The organism is Paenibacillus sp. FSL R5-0486, from assembly GCF_037975155.1.
GTDB classification, from domain to species: Bacteria; Bacillota; Bacilli; order Paenibacillales; family Paenibacillaceae; genus Paenibacillus; species Paenibacillus amylolyticus.
The window spans coordinates 2,127,922-2,151,414 of the sequence record NZ_CP150237.1 but is presented as its reverse complement, the minus strand read 5'-3'; the positions used below and the strand labels follow the sequence as shown (position 1 = coordinate 2,151,414).

Below are 23,493 nucleotides of genomic sequence, written 5' to 3'. Positions count from 1 at the left end.
CCCCTCCTCAGGTGATCGGAATCGTGATAACAACCGTTGTTCCCACATCTGTACTGCTATGAAATACAATTGAGGCCACATCCCCATAGTGCAGGCTTAATCTGCCATGGAGATTGGATAGGGCATAACCTTTGCGTCCCCCGTCAGGAACATCCTCAGCATAGATGCTGGCTACATCCATACCACATCCATTGTCAGCCACCTCCAGCCGTAGTGTGTCACCCTGACGATCAATGCGGATCAGGATAACACCCAAATCTTCTTTATCATTGAATCCATGCAGGATGGAATTCTCGACCAAGGGCTGAAGTAATATTTTTAAAATATCAACAGCGTAACAAGAGGGGTCCCCCACCTCAATCCGATAAACGAACAGATCCTCGTAACATTTTTGCTGAAGCTGCATGTATTGTTCGACATGTTTGATCTCCTGCTCCACACTGGTGATGTCTTTCCCATCATTCAGTCCCAGACGGAATAATAAGGATAAGGAGACAATCATCTCACTTACATCCTTTTTCTCTCCGCTCTCACTTTTCCAGAACATCGTATTAAGCGTATTGTAGAGGAAATGAGGATCAACCTGCGCCTGGAGCGCCTTGACTTCAAACCGCCGTTTGTCTTGCTCCGTTGTCCGTACTTCTTCAAACAGAATCTGAATCTGGTCCAACATTCGATTGAAACGATGCCCTACAGCGCTAACTTCATCGTCATACTTGCTGCGAAACCGTACATCCAGGTCATTGGACTCCACCTCAACCATCAGGCGTCGCAGTTTGTTAAGTGGCTTCAGCAGAGCGGAGGCCACCAGGCTGGACAACCCGAGTGCAAGCAAAATGCAAAACAACATGATCAGGATAATCAGCCAGCGTATCTTTTGTAGGGGGGACAACAAGTCAGCCTTGGACTGTACACTTACGATGACCCAATCCTCGTTCATCGACAATCCCGAATAGTTAACAAGCATGTCCTCCCCCTGATCGTTCCTGTAGGTAAAATCCCCAGCATCGCCACGGCTAAACTGTTGGGTAAAGTCAGGCTCCATAATGAAATCGTAATTTTGGGACCTGGGCCGAATGACTTCATTTCCGTTTTTGTGCAGCAAAAACAGTTGAATCTGGTTATTCATGAGATCCTGCGTCAGAATGTCTCGCATCGCCTCTTCCTTCATATTGACGACCATATATACATTCGAATAGGTATGATTATCGATCACAATAGGTTTGAGCAACAGAGATAACACATTTCCTTGGGATTGGAACAATTGACTCTGATGTGAGCCAAACCACATCGTATTCCAGCCTTGCAGCTTCACGTAGCGTCCGTATTCCCTGTCGAATGAGTTATTGCGATTCGGAAAATCTTTGGTCGAGAAAAAATCACCGATGGGTGTTGTCAGATATGCGGTATCAATCAGTGGCTCTACGAGCTTCAATTGAGCAAACGATGTTTGCAGCAGCGAGAGATTCTGATAATAATGAGATGTGTTATTTTTTCCCACGTCCTTCATGACCTGGGTGAACGTTTCATTGAGCATAAAAGAAAAAGAGGATACAACAATGTGCCTTAGATGTTCATCCATAACCTGCACTGATTTGTTCAGAATGCTTTGTTTCAGTTCAAGTGCATTCTGCTCAATGCTTCGTGCAGCAAAGAGATAAGAGCATATCCCGGTCACACTGATGCATAAGACAACGAGAAAAATGTACAGCAGCTGTATTCTTTTTTTCAGGGACATTTTATAAAAGTCGAATATCATCGGCGCTCGCTCCTTGAACACGGCTTGGCCCGTCCGCTGTGAATTAAAATGAGTATAGCACAGTGGAATAACCCGTAAAACCGTTTCCATGATTGTGCTCACGCCTATCCTTTCACAGCTCCCAAGGTCACCTGCATGAATGATTTGTTGGCAAAAATATAAACGATGAGCAGCGGCAAAATGGACAGACAGGCTCCGGCCATCATCAGTTGGACCTCAGCTGCAGCTCCAATGCCATATCGCAGATTAGCCAGCCCAACCGGCAAAGTCTGCAAGTCCGGATTGCTCATAGTGAACACAAAAGGAAGAATATATTCATTCCATGAACTCTGAAATACACCCAGACCTGCAACGGCGAGTCCGGGGCGCAGGAGTGGAAGAATAATTCGCCAGTACGTGGTGAAGAAATTACAACCATCAATCATCGCCGCTTCATCCAGTTCCCGCGGGATGCTCTTGAAGAAACCAATCAGAATAAAGTATGTGGCAGCGTGTGCGCTGATCAGTATAATAATAACGCCCCACAACGTGGTGTTCAGCCCTAGCTTGACCATGAGGTCAAATTGCGGACGCAGCACAACCGCGCCTATGGAAATAAACAGAGTGGATGCCATGAGCAGGGTGTACCCCTTTTTCCCTTTGAAATTCACTCGATCCACAGCGTAGGCAGACATCGAAGCTACCAGCAGTGTGCCAACTGTTGTACTGATGCTAACAAACACGCTGTTCATCGTAAAACCCGAAAAATTGGCGGTTTTCCAAGCCTGAGCATAGTTGGAGAACTGCCAAATCTTCGGCCAGATGGTAGCTCCTCCGGTCAATTCCTGGTTTGTTTTGAAGGAACCGAGCAATACAAGTATGATGGGGAACAGCGACAGCAGAGCGATTGCGATCAAAAACAACCAAAGTACCGTTCGTTTGGTCCAGCGAATGAGTTGGGGAGACCCTGAGGGCGCAAGTACGTTTTGAGTCATCATCGTTTCCTCCTGATTAATTTTATACGTGTTCAAAAAGGGTGGTTTTCAGTACCGAGAAGATGGAATGAAGCTAGAAATGGAGTAGCGGAGCGTAGGGAAAACTACGTGAGCAACGGACATTTCGGCTGAATTTCATATTCGATGCTGATCATGCTGCTAAGCATGATTCGTAATCAAAAGCGGACTTTTTGAACAACCTTTTAATAGACATCATTGAGTTTTTTGGATATCCGGAAATAAATGAGCGTCACAGCCCCTACGATGAGAGCCGTTGTGAAACCAACTGCACTGCCATAACCGAGCTGCTGGAGTGATTGTGTGTCAGCCGACACGGGAAACAACAGTTTGAATAAATACAGATACATCACCTCTGTTTTGCCATACGGCCCCCCTTCGGTAAGCACCATAATACTCTCGTAACCTTTCAGCGCCGTGGTAATTGCCAGCATGATGATCATCTGCAAGACAGGACCCAGCAACGGAATCGTTACATTCCGCAGTTTCTGAAACTCACTTGCTCCATCCAGCGATGCCGCCTCATATAGCTCTTCAGGAATGCTCTGAAGACCCGCAATGAACAACAACATATAGTTGCCCACAGCCCCCCAGATGGCAATGATGATGGTTGTTAGCATGGCATGTTCAGCCCCCAGCCAGCTAATAGGTTCGGAGATCACATGATACTTAAGCAGCAATTGGTTCAATATTCCGTTATAGGAGTTGAAAATAATAAAGAATACAATCGCCATGACCGAAGCGCTAAAAATAGTGGGAAGATAATAGATCGCCCTAAAGAGGGATCGCCCTCTCCATTTGCGATTCAGAATAATCGCCAAAGTTAACGACAGTGGAATCGTAACGACGAGTTTGCCCAGGGCATACACACCCGTGTTGCCTACTGAATCCCAGAATTGCCCGTCACGCAAAATGCGTCCAAAATTATCAAGCCCGATGAAGACAGGCGTCCCGATGCCTTGATAATCATAGAACATGTAACGCAGCGCCCATAACAGCGGATAGATCCCGAATACAACAGTTAAAAAAAGACTTGGAAAGATGAACATATATGCATGTATTTTGGATGGTTTCACCAGAATCGGACCCCCTATAGCTTTTGAATGAAGTATAGAGGGAATATGGAGGAAAGCGGGATAGGGAAATCAACTTTCTACAGGGGAGAATGTGACTGCATGACCAAACAAAAAAACCTGTATTCAACGAATTTTCGTTGAGTCTACAGGTTCATATCAGTTGGTTCGTAATCTTAAATCTCAGTAAACGTATACAGCGTAGAGGCTACTCTGCTTCATCATACAGACGTAGCAGTTCTGTAAAATCAGAGATGAGCACATCTGAACCTGCAAGCTCCTCATCACGACCAAACCCGGCATAGGCACAGCCGATGACTGCCTGACCGTTCATTTTACCCGCTTCCACATCAGAAGAGCGATCCCCTACCATCCATGCGTCCTGAATACGATGTTTCTCAAGCAGGATCTGCACCAGATTAATCTTGGAAGGAGTCTTGTACTGGCCTGCACTGTATACCCCTTCAAAGAAAGGCATAATCTCGTGTGCAAACGCCACACCCTTCACATAGTCCTCCAGCCCGTTACTTGCGACAAAAAGACGCACTCCTTGTTGTTTTAATGCTTGCAGTGTTTCTTTCACCCCAGGATACAATTGAGAACTTCCTTGATCAAGCCCCTCAATCTCCAGTTGAAGCAACAGTTCGTCTGCACGGCGATGTGCCGCTTCCGACGCCTCAGGCATAACCACTTTCCATATATCTTCGAGCAACATGCCCAAACTTCCCAGCATCCGTTCCTCGGGTGGAGTTTCTCCTTCAAAGTGCCCTTCGGCACGCAATGTATCAAATAGTTGCTGGTAAGCTGGCAACAACAGGGTCTCTGTCTGGAACAGCGTACCATCCATGTCAAAAATCATCGCTTCCGGTTTGAGCAATACCTTCTCTTTATTCATGCCAATGTTCCTTTCGGATTGGGATATTGTATATGTAATTGGAATCGTTCCCTTCCCATGATAAACATAACGTTTGAACGTGTAAACCAACGATTGTAAAACATCATCAACCCCAACCTTATACAGCATTAACCAAACGTTATATTTTAGTTAAACAAACTATATACAAAAGAAGTTTCTTTACGTATAATACTAAAAAATAGTTCTTTAGACACCTAATCTAAAGACCTACAATTATCACATTTCCGGTTTTTTCGACAACTACATATACCCCATAGAGAGGAATAACAAACATGAAAAAGCGAAAGACCTTTAAGATTTTTTATAAGATCGGATTAGGATATTTACTCGTACTGGCTGTACTGGCTGGTTGCATCCTGCTGATTCAGAACAGCACAAGTCAGCTCCAACGGGAACTGGATTTTCTGGTCGATCACGATATGAGGGTACACGCCCTCACCTATGAACTCGAAAGAAACATGGTAGATATGGAAACAGGTCAACGCGGATACATCATCACGGGTCAGGACAACTATCTCGATCCCTACACCCAAGGAAAAGAGCAACTTATTACACTCAGAGATGAACTTGCTGCTTTAATTTCGGATAATCCGGCTCAACTTGCACTTTTGGAAGACATACATACTAATATGGAGAACTGGGTCCAGGTCGCTGGTGAACCTATGGTCGCCCTTCGCCAAGCCAATAATACACAGGCCATTCGAGATTTTTTCGCAGATGATCCAGGTAAAAGAGACATGGACCAGATTCGGACTGCTCTCGATACGTTTCGAACCAACGAGCATACGTTAACCGATAACCGTACAGAAGCACTGAAGCAAAAAAACACACTACTGAACTTGGAACTGTATGGGGCACTTATCGTTGTGGCCATTATCTCGTTCATCACTGCTTTGGTCCTGTCACGTGCCATTGTTAGAAACATTCGTACCGTAAAGCAGGCATTAAATGACATCGGTTCTTCCAATGGTGACCTGACACTGAGAATCGCTACGCCAATGAAAGACGAAACTCGTGAACTCGCGGAGGCGGCCAATACAATGCTCACTGGTTTGCAGCAAATGATGCTGGACGTTCAGAGCAATGCCATGATTCTGAGCACAGCTTCGGATCGATTGGATAAAGGAGTTGCCGATAGCCATCTTGCAGGAAAAGAAGTTGCCACTGCCATGGAACGTGTCGCTGAAGGCGCTGATGAACAGGTTGCTCTTACACAAACCATGGTAGCTGCGATGCAGCAATCCCTCAACGGGCTTAATCGTGTCGCCTCCTCGGCAAGTGACGTGGCAGGCCGTGCAGTTCGTACCGAATCCATTGCCGTGGATGGGCAACAGCGCATTGATAATGCTGTAGGTAAAATGAGTTCCATTGAGCAATCCTTCCTCTCTGTACAGGAAGCCATTAATGAAATTTCGAAGATGTCTGATCAAGTGATCAACATTGCAGATTCAATGTCGGGTATTGCGAGACAAACCAATCTGCTTGCACTTAACGCCGGAATCGAAGCTGCCCGCGCTGGGGAAAATGGACGTGGCTTCGCTGTCGTTGCCGCGGAAATCCGTAATCTTGCAGACCAAAGTGCAACATCAGCGAAAGAGATTACAAGTATATTGGAAACCGTGGTAGCAGGTGTTCAAAGTACGGTGCAGGTGGTTGATGAGAGTACTCTACATGTGAATGAAGGGTTGCGGACCATTGAGGATGCAGGTAATGCTTTTTCAACCATTACTCAGCATATTCATAACCTCAGTGGTGAAGTTCTGGAGGTATCTGCTGTTGTCGAGGAGTTAACTTCCGGTAGTGAGGCTGTGATGAAGTCCATCAATGAAGTATCGGCTGTTGTGGAAGATACTGCATCAGCCACGGAAGAAGTATCTGCGATGACGGAGGAACAACTTGCTTCTCTGCAGGAAATGTCTGACACGTCCAAGCAGTTGAATGAAATGTCCGATGCACTTGATCAGCTGGTTAAGCAATTCAAGCTGGCTTGAACTGAATCAACATACTGATCGAGTATCTAAATAGCTGTATCATGAGCATATATCAAAGGAAAAAAGCATCGCAGACAGACTCACCCGAGCCTCTGCGATGCTTCTTTGTGTTAAGGAGAGCTGAATCAGGAAAAGGTACACCGTGCACCTCATATGAAAAAACCTAAGCACTCCTTTTCTTATCTCGATTGTTCTGTGTTTCGCAACGCTTCCAGTACCAATTGTGCCTGATACCCATCGTTAAAATCATATATCTTAGCTGGTTTGCCCTGTATACGGGCAATGACATGTTTAAGAACCGGCAATTCACTGGCGGATTCAAGCACTTCCACTGGAGACAGTGGCTGCCCCACCAGACCCGTCTTCAATTCTTCCCAATTTTCCAGAGCAATCGTGCCTTCTGTGCCGTACACCACCATGGATACACGTTCTTCCCCCGCAAATTGAGAGATGCCATTTAGCTGAATTCGAGTCCCGTCTTCCAGTTCCATTGCAGCCTGTACTTCTAGTTCACAGTCTCCATTCTCAGGATATTGAACCTGAGTGCTAACAACCCGGATGGCACCAAACACTTTTTGAATCATATGAATCCAGTGAATCCCCACTTCAAGAATAAATCCACCCTGTTCCCGGCTCATAATCCATGCATTCTGTTGCCATGATCGTGGCCACTGCGGGAATTGCAAAATGAGATCTATTTTGCGAATAGTCCCCACTGTACCCTGCTCAATCATCTCTTGCAACTTCAGCACGGAAGGTTCATGCGGCATCGAGAAATGGATGGCATGAACAACGCCCGCCTGCTCTGCTGCATCCAGCATCTTTTTGGCTTCTTCTACACTATTGGCAAGTGGTTTCTCACAGAATACATGAATTTTGCGCTCCAGCGCTTCCATGACAACCGGATAATGAAATTTCGGCGGAACTGCAATATACAGCAGATCAATCTGATGTTCATTCATCAATTGCTTGTAATCCGTATATGTCCTAACTCCCCGATGAGAAGCTGCAAAAGACGCCAAACCTTCCTCATTCGCATCACACACCGCTACAATCTCAATCTCCGTGTCCATCTTGGTATTCTCGATTAGATGAACCATATGTAGTCCCATTTTACCCAGCCCAATCAAAGCCATCTTGATGACTGTCATTCCATCCCCTCCCAATTCCTTTCCAGTATAGCAGAAAGCAAAGAATTGCGAATGCGATGCATTGATACGAAAAAAAATAAACCTCTAGCTTTCAAGTCGCTATTAGAGGCTGAAATTCATCATTTACAGTCATTTTTTTACATTATTTGTAACTTCGTTGTGATTGGGTAATTCGTTGCAGGGATATATAACCAATTATTTTTACTTTATCCAGCAATACTTAAAGCGTTACCAACTTAAGAATCAGGAATTTAGACTCACAAAAACAGGTTGACAAAAAACCACAAAAAAAGATACTCTTCCTAATAACAATGAATATTTCCTCTTACAACCTTAGACTGTAACTTGCATTCAATAAATGGAATATGCGTATGGTTCTAATAACCTATTTCATGAAGCGAGGTGTCCCGCATGAGAACAGTTGCGGACTATTTGGCAGAAACTCTGCGTAATCTAGGCGTTACTCATGTCTTTGGTATTATTGGTAAATCCATCTGTCCTGCTGTACTGAAAATGGTGGATTACGGATTAGAGTTCATTCCAGGCCGTCATGAATCCAGCTCAGGTTTTGCCGCATCCGGTTATGCATTACAGACAGGTAAACTCGGCGTTGCCTTTGCCACATCCGGTCCAGGCGGAACCAATTTGCTTACTGCAGCAGCCCATGCAAAGGCCAACAATCTGCCTGTACTGTTTATTACGGGTCATCAATCCATTCAGGAACTGGGGCTACCCCAGTGTCAGGATTCCTCTTCCTATCTGGCTGATCTGGCTGAAATGTTCAGGCCTGCTACGCTATTCAGCAAACTGGTTGAGCGTGGAGATCACTTCGGAACACTGTTGAATCATGCCCTTTCCATTGCACTCGGCCCTAATAAAGGCCCTGTTCACCTCTGTATTCCTTTTGACGTACAGACCGAATTGTTATCCCAATGCCGGATTGTCATTCCCGAACCGGAACCTCTGCTTAGCGTATCTAATCTGAATCGCATTTTTCCTCTCATTCAACAATCCAATCGCCCTTTAATTATTGCTGGTAAAGGTGTAAGTCGCGCCAGAGCCCATGATGAATTGCTTCAATTGGCCGAATCGTTCAACATTCCCGTCATTACTACTCCTGGTGGAAAAGGAGCGATTGCGTGGGACCATCCCCTGTACCATGGACCTTGTGGTGTTGGAGGTTTCCCACATGCAGACGACATGTTGAACCAAAGTGACCTTTATATCGTACTCGGTTCACGTCTAAGTGACATGACCCTCTGCAATCTGAAGCCTGAACATCACCCGGCACACCTCATTCAATTTGACGCTGATCCTACATTTGTAGGCAAGATTCTGAGCGCTCAAACCTTACATATCACCGGTGATTTGAAGGACAACCTGCAATATTTGCTGGGCACATTAGAAGACCTCCCTACTCCTGTGAGAACCACGGCACCGATGGATTACACTGTCCCTTTACCAGATCTCCCCCAACTGTCTCTGGCTTCTGTGCTAGATGGAATGAGCGATCTGCTTCCGTACGATCATAAGCTGTTTGTTGATGATGGCAGCCATGGATTTCATGCAGTTCAGCGATATAAAGTCAAGAAACCAGGAAGCTTTGTGTTTGACGCTTACTTTGCCTGCATGGGGAACGCCATTGGTATGGCGATAGGTGCAAAGGCCGCTTCACCTGAAGAGACCGTTGTATGTATCACCGGGGATGGATGTTTCATGATGCTGGGGACGGAGATCCATACCGCGGTATGCAACAATCTGAACGTCATTTTCATTGTCGTTAACAACAAACAACTGGACATGGCACTCAAAGGAATGGAAAAAACAACCGGCAGAATTGATGGCACATTATATGAAGTTCCTATGGATGCTGCCAAATTTGCCGAATCTCTCGGTGCGGTTGCGTTTCGAGCAGAAACCCTTGCTGAATTCTCATCTGCGCTGAACACAGCCCAGACGTTGAATCAGGTAACTGTTATTGAGCTTCTGACCGATCGAGATGAAATTCCACCCACAGCTCACCGCACCGTAACTTTGAATTAGGAGGAGCATATCATGAGTGAACATGTAGCTCAGGGACTAGACCGTTTCGCCAAACTTTCTGGGGAGTACGGTGCAAGAGCGCTCGCCCCCATCAAAGAACATTTTCCCGAATTGTCGGAATTTATTATGGGGACGGCATACGGGGATATTTTTCAGCGCACCACGATTACGGATCAATGGAAGGAAGTTGCTATCATCTCTTCGTTGATCACCCAAGGACAGTATGAACAATTGGGCGTACATTACACGATGGCTCTAAGCGTGGGAGTGACGGTGGATCAGCTCAAGGGAATATTGCTACATCTGGCGCCATGTGTGGGTGCTCCACGCATTATAAGTGCATTTAATATTTTGCTTGCCACCTTGGATGAAATACAGTAATTCACTTTTCTACATTTTTATACACGATTCGACTTTTTTATTGATCTTTTTACATTCCTACCTTTATAATATGGTTAAATTATCCTTCGAACCAGCTCGCATCTTAGAAGCTTTCGGCAGAGGCCCAATGGGCTGTGTATCCACTAACAGGATAGCCTTAACTCATTTAAAGGAGAGAGATCAAACATGGGAAATTTCATTCTGAAGACTGACGTTCCAAACAAGGTGTTAAACATTGAACTGGAGGGTTCTTTCTCTCAAGAAGACGGTTTGCGTTCCATCTCGGCCTATCAGGATACGATCGCTTCTATTAACACCAAGGAGTATGACCTGAACATCGATTGCAAAAAGTTGAATGTTACTGCTCCGGAGATTGTTCCTCTTCTGGAAGGCTGCCTTCAATTGTTCAAAAAAGATGAATATAAAAAAGTCGTGTTGACCCTCGAGAACAACGCGATTCTAAAAATGCAATTGTCCCGGCTCGGCCGATCAGTCGGTCTGGACAATCTCGAAATCATATCTACCGTTACCACTTAATAAACCAGGCGGACAAGCTGTGAATTCACCCTTCCGCTCAAGAGGAGAATGAAGATGGCCGGAATTCGTATTGTAGATATCGATATCTATCATCCAGCAACCAAGGTGCACAATGATTTTTATATTGAACATTTTGATGCAAGAGGTGTAGATATTCGTGGATTGTTACAGGCACTTGGTCGTGATACACGTTATAAAATTGACAACGATGACGAAAATTCACTAAGCATGGCCTACGAGGCAACCAGTAATCTACTGGAAAAAACCGGACTCACCGGTGCAGATATTGATCTGATTGCTTATGCAAGCCAAACGCCAGAATACATCTTTCCTACGAATTCCCTGATGATTCATCGCCTGATTAACGGAGCTTCTCACACGATCTGTATTGACAGTAACGCCAACTGCGCAGGCATGACTGCTGCTTTTGAACAAGTTAGCCGACAGATGCTGGGCAATCCTCGAATTCGCCGCGCATTAATCATCGGCTCGGATTACGTGGCTCCTCACGCCAGTCCCGATGATCCCGTATACTTCGCCAATTTCGGTGATGCAGCAGCGGCGGTTATTGTAGAGCGGGATGAACATGCTGTCGGTTTCATTGATTCAATCTATCAGACGGATACCTGCGTGTATGGTAATTCACTCTTTCCTGCTGAAGGCCTGGCGAAACTGGGCAAAACGGGTGTGGATGCAGGTGCCTTTCATGTGAAATTCATTCCATTTGATGATTCCATCTGTGTGGATGCCGCTTCCGAGTCCATTCGTACGTTGTTGACACGTAACGAGATTGGACAAGACGAGATCAGAGCCGCCTGCTTCTCCCAACTATCCATTAGTAACATTCGGGCTGTATCCGAGAACGTCGGCATTGGTGATGATATTGCCGTCTATATCGGAGATGAGTTCGGGTATACCTCAACCAGCAGTCCGTTCATCGCATTACATCGAGCGGTTACAACCGGTCAGATTCAGCGTGGTGACAAAGTGTTGTTCTGGACCGTTGGAGCCGGATGGCAAAATGTTGCCATGGTGGTTGAATATTAGGTATACACTTCAAAATCCAATAAAACCATCTCTGGTACCACTACTGGAGATGGTTTTTTGTTTCTTCATTTTCCACCTATAACGTTCATTGAAAATTTATTACCTTTTATTGTGAAAATGGTCACTTACATATTATTACACAAAAACTATGATTTAGAAGTAATTAAAACCCATAAAAGGAGATGTTTATGTTCAAATGCTATCTATTATCATGAGTTGCTACTGCATTAAACGGAGTTAGAAATTGCATTGGTAATTATTCAACACACATTCCATTTAAGAGAGGGAGTTTTTAGATTGAAGATAAGAAAATCGCTAACTTCTTTATTATCCTTAGCTTTGTTATTAACTCCATTAAATCTTGTATTCGCAGATGGTAATATGGACACGATCACCATGAACAATGAACTAAAAAAAAGGATCGAAGTCAACATCGATTCATCAATCACGGGAAATGAGCGAGAAGTAATTGCTGACGTGATGGCCCGGCTTGACGAAGAAGATCGAGGAAATGTCATCTATGTCGCAGAAGACGGTGCCATTTACTCTAACAAGACGGAACTCAAAGAGACGACAGAAGTATATGATCTGGTTGAGAACAACATCTATCAAAGTGCATCCGGAAAAGAACTTATCGGTCCTGGAATATCCACGAATGATTTTTCAGCATCTGCCGTTAAAGATGATACACAAATTTCGCCCACTGCCGAAGTGCCTAATCCAAGCGGAGGTTCCGGTCCTTATCGAAGAGTTTTCTCAAATAATGGATATAACTGGTTAAGTACTTATGTAACCATTCCAGGTGCCCCATACGTAAAAGGTAATGTTTCGACGGATGTTCCTTATGTATACCTGGGAGGCTGGGGATCTAACGGAAATGGGATAGATGCAGGTTTGCAATACAGCACAGCGTTTGATAACTGGTCACCTACGACGTTGGCCAACGGAGCCATGGTACCTAGCAATACGCGCTATCGATCAGGTCAGGATATTTATATGAAATTTTATGTGACGAATCCCAATGAATGTACGTTGGCTGTATCAGGAATCACGACAACTGGCGAACAACTAACAACGACGATTGTAAGAAGCGGAGTAAGCGGCTGGGATAAAAGCGGTATAGGGATGAGAGTAAAACGAATGACCACCATTGGTCAAAAACCCGAGAACATGAACACAGGTTCAACCATTAAAAATGTTCGCTGGCATGATATCACTGTAGGCTATTATTCAGGAAGCAATCTTATATATAACAGTTGGGGCAGTGGACAAACCGGAGGATATCACTCTGTGCCTTCCAATAAAGTAAGTGTTAATTATATAAGCCCTGGTGAAGAAACCGTCAGCATTCAACTTTAGTATCCGTTAATCTGAAAGAGAAGCTCTAAAGTGAAAAGTAGCAGTTCCATCCACAGTATGATAACTAACCAACACCAGTTTACTTTAAAATTAATTATTTAATAATACTATCTTTTCAAAGCAAAAAGCAGCCCTATTGGACTGCTTTTTGCTTTATACCAAATGTTCAGAAAATCTTCTTTGTCTCCCGATCGTCTTTCAGGATCTCTACAGCCTCCCGAAAACGCAAGGAATGCACAATCTCGCGTTCCCTTAGAAACTTCAGACTATCCTGCAGATCCACGTCATCGGTCAGGTCGATCAACCATTGATATGTAGCCCGGGCTTTCTCTTCTGCTGCAATGTCCTCGTAAAGGTCCGCAATTGGATCACCCTTTGCAGCAATGTAGGCAGCTGTAAAGGGAACACCGGAGGAATTGGTATAAAACAAGGCAGAATCGCGTTGAGCATAGTTCGGCCCAAGTCCCGCTTCTTCCAGTTGATCCACCGACGCGTCCTTGGTCAACTTGTAGATCATGGTCGCAATCATCTCCAGATGAGAAAATTCCTCTGTAGCAATATCCGTCAGCAGACCGATAATCTTGTCTGGAATCGTATAACGCTGATTCAGATATCGAAGGGCAGCGGCCAACTCCCCATCGGCACCGCCATATTGTTCCATCAACAATTTCGCCATACGAGGATCACATTTACTAACCCTTACGGGATATTGCAGTTTTTTCTCATACACCCACATGTAAGACGCCTCCCTCTACGTTATTAAAATACAGCCCTTCTTCTAACCCTCGGGCTTCCTGTCCTTAAAGTTCTGCAAGGAAGCCTGAGGCTGATGTGTCACACTTGCCATGGCCAGGGCGTCTGAGACCATTCCCACGGATACTTGGAGAAGGCATGACCAAAGTTCATCAGTGGTCCATACAATTGTTGAAACTCCTGCGCCACCCGCGTACGTTCTTGCGTGAATTTGTTATATTGCTCTATGCTTTGATAATCCCCAGGATGGGTGTCCAGGTACAGATTCAGCTCCACTAATACAAAATCCAGAGCCTGAAGCTCCTCCAGCAGTTCATAGTATTGGGTATCGCACGCTTTTGCTCCTTCAGGTTCCATCCACATCCACCTTCCTTCCCTTCGATCTGGCTGGTGTATAAGGGCTGTATAATGCAGGCCATAACGTCCCCACTCTTAATGCTTCTGCCGGACTGTACTGTGGCCAGCCCATGGGCTGAAATGGAATAAATAACTGCGGAGGTACCAGATACGTCCGAATTGCTACTGGCGGACAAGGATCAAACGGCCCCACAAAAGGGGCGTAAGCACGAAGCTGCGGATCTTTCACAAAACAACGCCTCCTTATTACATCGTTGGTGCATATTGAATAACACTGAGTTCTTTCCCGCTTCCCGTCTCTATATCCATATGACGCTGTCCCCGAAGTTAATCCGAAATTCGTTTCAACTATGTGCAGAATCTCTCCAAATTCTTCTTTAAAATAAAAAAAGACCTTCGGTTCGTTCCCCTTTCAGGTAACTTCCAAAGGTCTTACATCCTGGCAGATCTTCGTAATCTGCATCATTTCATACTTTTGCTCGTCTTATCTTACTCCTGCAACGAGTTCTATTCTGCTGGTTTTTGTTCCGAATTCATGTCTTGAGGGACAGATTGCTTGTACACTCGAACACGGGTAATTCGCAAGCGAGTCGATTCTTCCACTTCAAAAACGTACCCATTCAGCTCCTGCGTTTTCCCCTTGGATGGATTGCCCCCGAGCTCTTTAAACAACCATCCGCCGATGGTATCCACTTCTTCATCCTCAATGATGGCTCCGGTCCACTTATGAACTTCTTCAATAAGCGAACGACCATCAATGGAAAATGAATCTCCACTCCGTTCCATATGCGGACGCTCATCCTCAAACTCGTCATACAAGTCTCCAACGATCTCTTCCAGAATTTCTTCCGCAGTCAGCAATCCAGCTGTGCCGCCATATTCATCCACAACCAGCGTCATCTGTGAATGTTTCTTCTGCATGAGACGCAGCACATGGCTGATTTCCATGGATTCAGGAACGTTTAAGATTGGACGGACGAGTGACGCCAGATCATGTTGTTGCTCCGGTTTAGCCAGCAACAGATCGGTGATGTGTATAAATCCAATGATCTCATCCTTGTCTTCTACTGCTACGGGATACCGGGAATGTTTGGTTGCGTTAATGATCTCCAAGTTCTCTTCCAAAGACATATGCGTGTACAAACAATCCATGTCTGTACGTGGCAGCATCACTTCACGTGCCAGCATATCGGAGAAATCAAAGATGTTGTCCATCAGTTTGATCTCATCTTTATCGATGACACCACTTTTGGCGCTCTGCTTCATCAGAATACGAAGTTCATCTTCCGAGTGGGCTTCGCCTTCACTGGCAGGTTCGATACCCGCTAGACGCAGCAATGCATTGGCCGATACATTCAGTACCCAGATGAACGGGAAGAAGATTTTGTAGAACAACAGCAAGGGCGCAGATAAAAACAATGCCACTCCGTCTGTTTTTTGAATTGCCAACGATTTAGGTGCAAGCTCACCCAGCACAATATGCAGAAACGTAATGATACAAAAACCGATAATGACCGACACGGTCGAAATAAGCCCTGTATCTCCTACACCAAGTTTAAACATGAGTGGCTCAACGAGCAATTCGGAGATGGCCGGTTCTCCCAGCCACCCGAGTCCAAGCGATGTCAGCGTAATCCCGAACTGAGTTGCCGATAGATAGGAATCCAGTTTACTATTCACCTTCAGTGCATAACCAGCCATACGATTTCCTTCACTCTGCAATTGAGTTAAGCGTGTCTGCCTTACTTTCACAAGGGAAAATTCCGCTGCGACAAATACGCCATTCAAAAATACGAGCAAAAAGACACAGACCAGATTAAATACCAGCTGCCCAAGATGAAATTCGGTATGAATATCCAAGTTGAAACTCCCCTTTTCTATCTATTTCAGGAATACACCTGGAATATCAACGTGTGATTGCCTTTCTCGATTTGAAATCCACACCCTTGTAATACATATCTGCCACCAGCAGGTTTGGTCCGCAACAGGATGCGATATCGCAATGGCAATTGACCGTTTGGTTCAACGGATGTTCAGCTGACCATTCATGGAACACATCATCCAGTTTACGATCACGAATGTTGCCAAACGCCGGGATGTCCGCAAAATCGGTCACATACACATTACCCGTGAACATGTTGACGTTAACGCGGTTGCGTCCGTCCGGATCATTACGTACCGTCACATTTGGTTCGCTGTATAAACGGTTGATCAGTTCCCGATCCTGCTCTGCTGCACTGCACGCGAAGAATGGCAGAGTACCGAAGAGCATCCACATATCTTTGTCACGTGCATCAAGCAAACGATGAATCGCTGCTCTCATATGGTCCAGTGATAACACGGGCAACGACGAAGCAAAGTTCGAATTATACATTGGATGCACTTCGTGACGAACACAGCCCATCTCACGAATCAATTGATGAATACCATCCAGCTTGTCGTGTGTACGGAAGTTAATCATGGACTCGGCAGAGATAAACATGCCTGCTTCACTTAATTTGCGGGAATTTTCAATCATTTTCTCATACATCTTCACCGCGACTTCACGTTTCACAGGTCTGCCACTATTCGCAAATCCGACTTGATGGAAATCGTCAGCATTCAGGTAGTTGAATGAGATATGCATAACGTCCAGATACGGCAAAAGTTGCTCATATCGGCTGATATCCAGCGTTAAATTCGAATTGATCTGGGAACGAATTCCACGTTCCTTGGCATATTTGAGCAGCGGGATGATCATCTCATCCACTGTTTTCTGGCTAAAGCTTGGCTCGCCACCCGTCAGACTAATCGTCTGCAGATGCTCCACTTCATCCAATCGTTTTAGCATCAGCGGTAATGGAAGAGCCGGCGCTTCACGCATCGTAAGCATATCTCCTACGGCACAGTGCTCACACCGCATGTTGCACAGATGTGTCACAGTCATTTCTACACTGGTCAACACATGGCGTCCATATGTACGCAGAGAGCCAATCGGATCCCACGGATCATTCGTTGGCGATAAAGGCATCGGTTGTACCGATCCTGAGTTTAGCATGGTCATTGTTCTTCACCTTATTCCTTTTATTAACCTAAAAAGTTTTATTTACATCATACCTTGTGTTTCTCTTTTTGGAGTTATCTTTTATCATAGCACAATTTTGAATGCTCCGGCATACGTAGACCCTGTCCATTACATGACAAAAAACACTCAGGTAACTCCGGGCCGAATCACGAAACGGCCCCGATATTACGACATGAGCGCTAATCATTTCTAAGCTTGTTCAGCTTTCCAACCGTTCACTTTGGTCAGATGAAGGTGTATCCTCCACACCCTCTACACCTGTGATCATCACAGACAGTGCTGTAGACAGGTTAATTTCGTAGGGCGAAGATAAGGCCTGGCCGTCGGCATCCTTGAGCACCCGGATAAGTGGACGTTGAGGAACACGTGGATGAATCGCTGCGACCACCCCAACCTCTCCCGTACTGAGCGTGACCGATAGACCCACGGGGTAGATCGCTACACAATCCCTGAATCTCTCCAGCATTCGTTGTTCATAAAGCGTTCCTGAGCCCGTATACAGCACCTCTACGGCCTGATGTGGCAGCAAGGCTTGCTTGTAGACTCGATTCGTTGTCATGGCATCATACGAATCAGCAAGAGCAATCCACTTGGCATACTCATGAATCTCTTTATCCTTCAGCCCAAAGGGATATCCGCTGCCATCAATTCGCTCATGGTGCTGCAATGCACAATGTGCAGATAGAAGCGGTATACCTGGTTCGTCTTTGAGAATACGATGTCCATATGTAGTGTGCTGCTGAATGATTTTAAATTCCTCGTCACTTAATCTGGAAGGCTTATGCAGAATTTCTGGTGCAATCTGTGTCTTGCCAATATCATGCAATAAGGCACCCAGACCAATCTCCATTAATTGCTGGCGTGTGTAACCCGAAGCGACACCAAGAACCAGTGTATACACACATACATTCAGCGAATGATTATACAGGTCAAAATCACTGGAGTTCATGTCCATCAGCATAATCATGGCTTCCTTTTGGCTGCCGATGTCCTCCAGAATGGTATTCATCACACCACTAAGCGCTTTACCGAAATGAGGAATCCGATTCTTCGTTTTCATTCCCGACATGCTCTGAAATTGCTGTTTGATCTCGACTAGTGCTTTCCTTCGGGTCTCTTCCTGCAACATTTCAGGAACGATGATGTCCTCTGTCGCAGCATCTTTAATATACACATAACCGACTCCGAGATCCTTAAGGCGTCCAATCAATCGACTGGTTAGCTCTACATCTTCACTAAGTAATACAAGGCCTTCTTCACTATAAATACGTTTCCCCAGCTTCATGCCAGGCTGCAATAAGTTTATATGTACTAAACGCACAGCCTATCCTCTCCCGCTCCGTAGATGTAATTACCACTAGCCGCCGCTTCAGCAGAAGGCAAGTACTTTAAATTTAGCTTTGATGCCAGCGGGCTCGCAGGCTGTCGTCCAGAGCCCCTGGTCGTTTTATTTCCGTTTCCAGCAAATCGCGTATGAATTCCGGAAGATGATAGAGCGTACGGGTTCCATGAGCAAGAGGAGGATACCCCACATTGAACGTAAACATGTCCAGTGTCCCAACGATATACTCACATTGTTCGTCCATAGGCTCCCCATTGATGGATATGGTCTGGATTTTCTCATAGGCTGGCGCATCTGGATTGTATTGAACTTCCATTCCGTCCATACATAACGTGCCTAGAATATGACCACGAAAACCAAATCCCACAATGGGCTTACCTGAAAACTCGTCCAACAAGGACTGCTCAAGTGCTTCACGAATATGACTTCCACTCAAGCATATTGTACAAGCATTTATAGGAGATGGACATAGGGAATGCAACATTCCTTTTGTAATATTACCTTGTGGAAGATCTCCGAGAAGCTGACCTGCATTCACCAGAGACAGCTGTGCCCCCGTGAAATGACGAACAGCTTGTGCAAGCAAGGTAGCAAACGGGGATTCCCGGTCGTACGTGATGGGCAGCACCCGATCCGTTATCACTGCCGTCTGATTGAGTGTCCTTTCAGCCTCCGTACGATTCGTAGCGATTGCCAGCGCGACCTGATCATCTAGTAATATACTCTTGGCAGCCATACAACCGCTACTTACCAGTTGGAGAGGCTCTCCCACACTTGTTCGTTCCAGAACCACTTTCCCAAGCCATTGGCCAAATTTTCCAGCTGCACCCAACACGGTCTGGCCAATGACTAAGGGTTCTTCGAGAACATGATGGGTATGTCCACCGAGAATAACATCAATTCCCATAATCTGCTCTGCCAGTCTCCGATCCGTCGAAAGCCCCAGATGTGAAAGAATAACCACCACATCCACTTCATCACGTAATGCTTCCACTTGAGCTCTTAATGACTCCACAGGGTCCAGAACATCCCACCCGAGCAATTCGTAAAACGTGGTAAAAGGGGCCGTTGCCCCCAGCAGACCAACGCGAAATGGACCTTTCTCCACAATCAGAGAAGGTTTCATCCACACTGGCGCAAGTCCAGTATCTTGCTCCACAACATTGCTGCATACCACAGGACACAGAAGTCCAGCGTAGGACTGTGAGAGCTGATCTGGCGTAAAGGTTAGTCCTTCGTTGTTGCCGATTGTAATGGCATCGTAGCCCGTCAGGTTAATAACATCAACATTAGCCGTCCCCAGCGTCCCTTCTGTCTCAACGGCCATACGGTCCATATGATCGCCGATATCCAATACAAGGAAGTTGCCACCTTGGTCACGTTCCTCATTGATCATAGCGGCGATGGTGCTCATGGAGCCGAAGTGGCTATGAATGTCGTTGGTGTGCAGAATCGTTAACGTTTGGTTCTCCCTGGTGCTCATCACACCGCCTCCCCTGCTCTTCAATAAACGTTCATTCTTCTAATGGATAAGCATAACATTTTCCGCGTCGTTATGATATATTTATAGGGTTTAGAGATCAAAAAGAGGTGAGTCATATCCATGAAATTGACAATTCAACTATTTGCAGGCATTGCAGAACGTTTAAATACATCCCTTCTGGAGTTTGAGTACATTGGAGACATTCCAACCGCTGCCGATTTAAAAGAAAAACTGAGTCTGGCCTACCCAGAGGCAGCTTCTCAGATAAGGACATCCTTTTTGGCAGTTAACCAGCAGTACGCTCCTGCCGATACTATACTTAGCTCAGAAGATGAACTTGCGTTGATCCCTCCCGTCTCTGGAGGCGATGGTACGGATATATCCGATGAACAACTTCGCTCTACCGTTCCAGAGCATCGGACTGCAGATGGCTTATTTCTGATTACAGAGTCCACCTTGTCCGTGGAAGCAACAACGGCGCTAGTGATTACCCCGAATCACGGGGCAGCTCTTACTTTTGTAGGTACAACTCGTGAAATGACCGGTGAACAGCGCACCGTTCATCTTGAATACGAGGCCTATGTGCCGATGGCTCTTTCTCAGATGGCAGCCATTGGTGTGGAAATCTCCGATCGCTGGCCTGGTGTGTTATGTGCAATCAGTCACCGAATCGGTAAAGTAGATGTGGCAGAGATTAGTGTAGTCATTGCCGTTTCCTCGCCTCATCGCAACGACTGTTATGATGCAAGCCGTTACGCCATAGAGAGACTGAAACAGACCGTTCCGATCTGGAAAAAGGAAATTTGGGAAGATGGATCTGAATGGAAGGGACATCAATTAGGACCATGGAACCCCATGGAGAACTAAATAATGAGCCTTTACACCTTTTAGATAGAGTGGGTTAATAGTAAATAAGTCGTTGTCAACCCATTTTTTTCTTGTTATTATAATTATATGTGTCGATATTAGTCGAGAAAAGGTGGTTTATACGTGAGAGTGCATGTTACTGATCTTAAACCGGGTGACCTGTTAAAAAATGATGTATACAACAGTTCGGGTCTCCACATGCTGATGAAAGGTTCCACCCTCAGTGAAGATGACCTATCCAAACTGTTGCAACATGGAATCGAGTACGCAGATGTAGAACACACAACATCCGACCTACACTCTGATGCACAAACCTTACCTTCCGATCAATCCCGTCTGTTAACTAACTTGTTTAACGATACGATCAAAGGTACTGAATCTCTATTTCAACAAGCGATGGAGAAGGGTTTTATTGATGAGACACAGGTCGATGAGATTTTGTTTACCCTAACAGAACAGTTGGAAAAACAAAAAGATGTTGTCTCCTTGTTGCTTATGCTGGACGGGGATAGCGATTATACGTACAACCATTCATTGCAAGTCGGAATGCTCGCTTTTTATATCGCCGGCTGGATGGGTTACAACCCCGAGGAATGTCTAACGGTAGCCAAAGCAGGATATCTTCATGATATCGGCAAGTCCAAGATTCCTTCTGAGATTTTACATAAACCTGGTAAATTGACTACGGAAGAATTTGACGAAATGAAGAAACACACATTCTATGGGTACGATATCATTAAAGAATCCACGCAGGATGAAATTCTGGCAACGGTTGCACTTCAACATCATGAGCGCGAGGATGGAAGTGGTTATCCTCATGGACTGCGAGGAGACGAGATCCACCCCTATTCCCGTATAACTGCTGTAGCAGACGTTTACAGCGCCATGACGACCAATCGGGTGTACCAGACCAAACAGGAACTGATCTCTGTTCTGTGTGAACTGTACAGCCTCAGCTTTGGTCAGTTAAATGCTGAAGCAACACAAGAACTGATCAAGCACATGCTGCCTAATTTTATCGGTAAAAGGGTTCTGCTCACCACGGGTCAGACGGGACTCATTGTCATGAATAATCCTGCGGATTATTTCCGACCACTCGTTCAGACCTCTACGGCCTTTATCGATTTAGCGAAAGAAAGAGATATTGCTATCGTTGAGATTTATGTACAATAACTGTTCATTGTACACAGCATGTATACGAAGAACCCCATAGTAACTGAAATAACCAACTTATAGGTTGGCATATGACAAAAGGGAAGCCATAATCGGCTTCCCTTTTGTCTATTCCGATTCAATCATGTTGGATTACACGCAGAATGCTTTTGTGATGATAACCAACAGAATGAACAGTACCAAGATTGCACCAGTGTTTGTGAACATATTGTATCCACCAACGCCGCCTACTCCGCCTACATTGCCACCACAGCCATATCCTACTTCGCTCATGTGATTGCCTCCTCTTCATCAGGTATACCCTAACATATGACGTTTCCGTTGGAATGAACCGGGCGAACAGGCAACATTCGATAAATGGTTGTCTGTCTGCATCTACCTGAGTGGATCAGCCTTTTGTTACTCCCTGTCCTATGCAGGGATCTATATGTCGGAATCCGAATGAACTTGGATGCCTTTTTCCTTGCGGTACATGATAACAAGTAATCTCCAAAATTCATAACTGCCTTTGTCGTTCATAATAAACGGTCGATAATAATCAAATGCTTGCTTTGCCCATGCGGGACAATCCATATTGGAAAGTTGCTCCTGTTGCTGAATCCATCCCCCTTGAATCTCCAGCGTTTTCTGCATGGCTTCAAACATTTTCTTCTGCTCAGTGGTCATCGGCGGAGCCTCCTGTTCCTGAGATGCAGTTCCGTATTCGGCCTGTAGATACGCACCCGGTTCTGTCACACCATCTTCGCTGGCAGTATATCCGTAAGATGGCGCGCTGGTTTTCCGGATCTCATAATGTACATGCGGGCCGGTACTCTGACCCGTGCTTCCCTGATTACCGATAAGCTGGCCTCTCTTCACCCGCTGCCCAACGTTTACGGCAATCCGCGAAAGGTGAGCATAACAATGCAAGTAACCGCGATGATCTTGAAGGGCAACTGTAAGCCCATAACCGCCGAATCCGGAGCCTGTAACTCCTTCGGAAGCAAAACGTACCCTACCTTCCATAAAGGCATAGACGGGGCCATTCCAAGGCTCTGTCACGAGATCAATTCCGCGGTGAAATGTCTGTCCACCATGAATAGGATGAATTCGATAGCCGAATGAACTTGTAATCCGATATCCCTCGAAAGGGTTCACGCTCATACACTCACATCCTTTTCTATCATTAAATGCTTAAATCTATGAAATGGCTTGTGCTATTGGTC

Annotated in this window: 22 protein-coding genes; 8 read left to right on the top strand and 14 right to left on the bottom strand. The window is 45.5% G+C overall.

Annotated elements, in window-relative coordinates:
- Nucleotides 1–7 precede the first annotated feature (7 nt).
- The 4 genes from MKY01_RS09775 to MKY01_RS09760 all read right to left on the bottom strand — a co-directional run bounded on the left by MKY01_RS09775 (nucleotide 8) and on the right by MKY01_RS09760 (nucleotide 4,719).
- Nucleotides 8–1,849 (bottom strand): sensor histidine kinase, encoded by a 1,842-nt coding sequence (locus MKY01_RS09775; protein WP_339286363.1) that lies wholly within the window; start codon nucleotides 1,847–1,849, stop codon nucleotides 8–10.
- 14 nt (nucleotides 1,850–1,863) lie between these two features.
- Nucleotides 1,864–2,733 carry a carbohydrate ABC transporter permease gene (locus MKY01_RS09770; RefSeq protein WP_076327005.1) on the bottom strand — a complete coding sequence of 290 codons (870 nt, stop codon included), beginning with the start codon at nucleotides 2,731–2,733 and terminating at the stop codon, nucleotides 1,864–1,866.
- Nucleotides 2,734–2,936: 203 nt separating this feature from the next.
- A complete protein-coding gene (locus MKY01_RS09765) occupies nucleotides 2,937–3,827 on the bottom strand; it encodes a sugar ABC transporter permease (protein ID WP_036669926.1) in 891 nt (296 codons plus the stop codon).
- A gap of 205 nt (nucleotides 3,828–4,032) precedes the next feature.
- On the bottom strand, nucleotides 4,033–4,719 hold the full coding sequence (locus tag MKY01_RS09760) for an HAD hydrolase-like protein (RefSeq protein WP_047844222.1): 687 nt from the start codon (nucleotides 4,717–4,719) through the stop codon (nucleotides 4,033–4,035).
- 293 nt (nucleotides 4,720–5,012) lie between these two features.
- Between MKY01_RS09760 and MKY01_RS09755 the strand changes: the two genes are divergently transcribed.
- Nucleotides 5,013–6,731, top strand: a complete 1,719-nt coding sequence (locus MKY01_RS09755; protein WP_100529464.1) for a methyl-accepting chemotaxis protein — start codon at nucleotides 5,013–5,015, stop codon at nucleotides 6,729–6,731.
- A gap of 179 nt (nucleotides 6,732–6,910) precedes the next feature.
- On the opposite strand, the gene MKY01_RS09750 is transcribed toward MKY01_RS09755, so the two are convergent.
- Nucleotides 6,911–7,882: a Gfo/Idh/MocA family oxidoreductase gene (locus MKY01_RS09750; protein WP_282322078.1), complete on the bottom strand. Its 972-nt coding sequence runs from the start codon at nucleotides 7,880–7,882 to the stop codon at nucleotides 6,911–6,913.
- Nucleotides 7,883–8,293: 411 nt separating this feature from the next.
- Here MKY01_RS09750 and MKY01_RS09745 point away from each other — a divergent pair, with 411 nt between their 5' ends.
- From MKY01_RS09745 to MKY01_RS09725, 5 genes are all read left to right on the top strand, one after another.
- A complete protein-coding gene (locus MKY01_RS09745; protein ID WP_339286362.1) occupies nucleotides 8,294–9,925 on the top strand; it encodes a thiamine pyrophosphate-binding protein in 1,632 nt (543 codons plus the stop codon).
- 12 nt (nucleotides 9,926–9,937) lie between these two features.
- On the top strand, nucleotides 9,938–10,306 hold the full coding sequence (locus tag MKY01_RS09740; protein ID WP_017689521.1) for a carboxymuconolactone decarboxylase family protein: 369 nt from the start codon (nucleotides 9,938–9,940) through the stop codon (nucleotides 10,304–10,306).
- 186 nt (nucleotides 10,307–10,492) lie between these two features.
- Nucleotides 10,493–10,843, top strand: coding sequence for a hypothetical protein (locus tag MKY01_RS09735; RefSeq protein WP_036609902.1), 351 nt, complete (start codon nucleotides 10,493–10,495; stop codon nucleotides 10,841–10,843).
- Between the two features lie 54 nt (nucleotides 10,844–10,897).
- Nucleotides 10,898–11,890: a 3-oxoacyl-[acyl-carrier-protein] synthase III C-terminal domain-containing protein gene (locus tag MKY01_RS09730; protein WP_339286361.1), complete on the top strand. Its 993-nt coding sequence runs from the start codon at nucleotides 10,898–10,900 to the stop codon at nucleotides 11,888–11,890.
- Between the two features lie 297 nt (nucleotides 11,891–12,187).
- Entirely contained in the window at nucleotides 12,188–13,249 is a 1,062-nt protein-coding gene (locus MKY01_RS09725; RefSeq protein ID WP_127544323.1) for a YrpD family protein, read from the top strand.
- A 166-nt stretch (nucleotides 13,250–13,415) separates the two neighbouring features.
- Here the strand turns inward: MKY01_RS09725 and MKY01_RS09720 are convergent, their stop codons facing one another.
- The 7 genes from MKY01_RS09720 to MKY01_RS09690 form a co-directional block, all read right to left on the bottom strand.
- Nucleotides 13,416–13,985, bottom strand: coding sequence for a manganese catalase family protein (locus tag MKY01_RS09720; RefSeq protein ID WP_036669914.1), 570 nt, complete (start codon nucleotides 13,983–13,985; stop codon nucleotides 13,416–13,418).
- A gap of 98 nt (nucleotides 13,986–14,083) precedes the next feature.
- Nucleotides 14,084–14,359, bottom strand: a complete 276-nt coding sequence (locus MKY01_RS09715) for a spore coat protein CotJB (protein WP_036669913.1) — start codon at nucleotides 14,357–14,359, stop codon at nucleotides 14,084–14,086.
- Nucleotides 14,349–14,588: a spore coat associated protein CotJA gene (locus MKY01_RS09710; RefSeq protein ID WP_047842304.1), complete on the bottom strand. Its 240-nt coding sequence runs from the start codon at nucleotides 14,586–14,588 to the stop codon at nucleotides 14,349–14,351. Before MKY01_RS09710 ends, MKY01_RS09715 begins: the two co-directional genes overlap by 11 nt.
- A 278-nt stretch (nucleotides 14,589–14,866) precedes the next feature.
- Nucleotides 14,867–16,219, bottom strand: coding sequence for a hemolysin family protein (locus MKY01_RS09705; RefSeq protein ID WP_315370728.1), 1,353 nt, complete (start codon nucleotides 16,217–16,219; stop codon nucleotides 14,867–14,869).
- A gap of 46 nt (nucleotides 16,220–16,265) precedes the next feature.
- A complete protein-coding gene (gene yfkAB / locus MKY01_RS09700) occupies nucleotides 16,266–17,402 on the bottom strand; it encodes a radical SAM/CxCxxxxC motif protein YfkAB (protein ID WP_155985059.1) in 1,137 nt (378 codons plus the stop codon).
- Between the two features lie 220 nt (nucleotides 17,403–17,622).
- Nucleotides 17,623–18,744, bottom strand: a complete 1,122-nt coding sequence (locus tag MKY01_RS09695; protein WP_282322082.1) for an HD-GYP domain-containing protein — start codon at nucleotides 18,742–18,744, stop codon at nucleotides 17,623–17,625.
- Between the two features lie 73 nt (nucleotides 18,745–18,817).
- Nucleotides 18,818–20,248: a 5'-nucleotidase C-terminal domain-containing protein gene (locus MKY01_RS09690; RefSeq protein WP_282322083.1), complete on the bottom strand. Its 1,431-nt coding sequence runs from the start codon at nucleotides 20,246–20,248 to the stop codon at nucleotides 18,818–18,820.
- 120 nt (nucleotides 20,249–20,368) lie between these two features.
- Here MKY01_RS09690 and MKY01_RS09685 point away from each other — a divergent pair, with 120 nt between their 5' ends.
- Nucleotides 20,369–21,115, top strand: coding sequence for a molybdenum cofactor biosynthesis protein MoaE (locus MKY01_RS09685; RefSeq protein WP_076318353.1), 747 nt, complete (start codon nucleotides 20,369–20,371; stop codon nucleotides 21,113–21,115).
- A 123-nt stretch (nucleotides 21,116–21,238) separates the two neighbouring features.
- Nucleotides 21,239–22,288, top strand: a complete 1,050-nt coding sequence (locus MKY01_RS09680) for an HD-GYP domain-containing protein (RefSeq protein ID WP_076318352.1) — start codon at nucleotides 21,239–21,241, stop codon at nucleotides 22,286–22,288.
- A 132-nt stretch (nucleotides 22,289–22,420) separates the two neighbouring features.
- On the opposite strand, the gene MKY01_RS09675 is transcribed toward MKY01_RS09680, so the two are convergent.
- Entirely contained in the window at nucleotides 22,421–22,561 is a 141-nt protein-coding gene (locus MKY01_RS09675) for a hypothetical protein (protein ID WP_017689533.1), read from the bottom strand.
- A 150-nt stretch (nucleotides 22,562–22,711) separates the two neighbouring features.
- The gene (locus MKY01_RS09670) at nucleotides 22,712–23,431 is read right to left on the bottom strand and encodes a M23 family metallopeptidase (protein WP_339286360.1); all 720 of its coding nucleotides are present in this window, start codon (nucleotides 23,429–23,431) and stop codon (nucleotides 22,712–22,714) included.
- Between the last annotated feature and the right edge of the window lie 62 nt (nucleotides 23,432–23,493).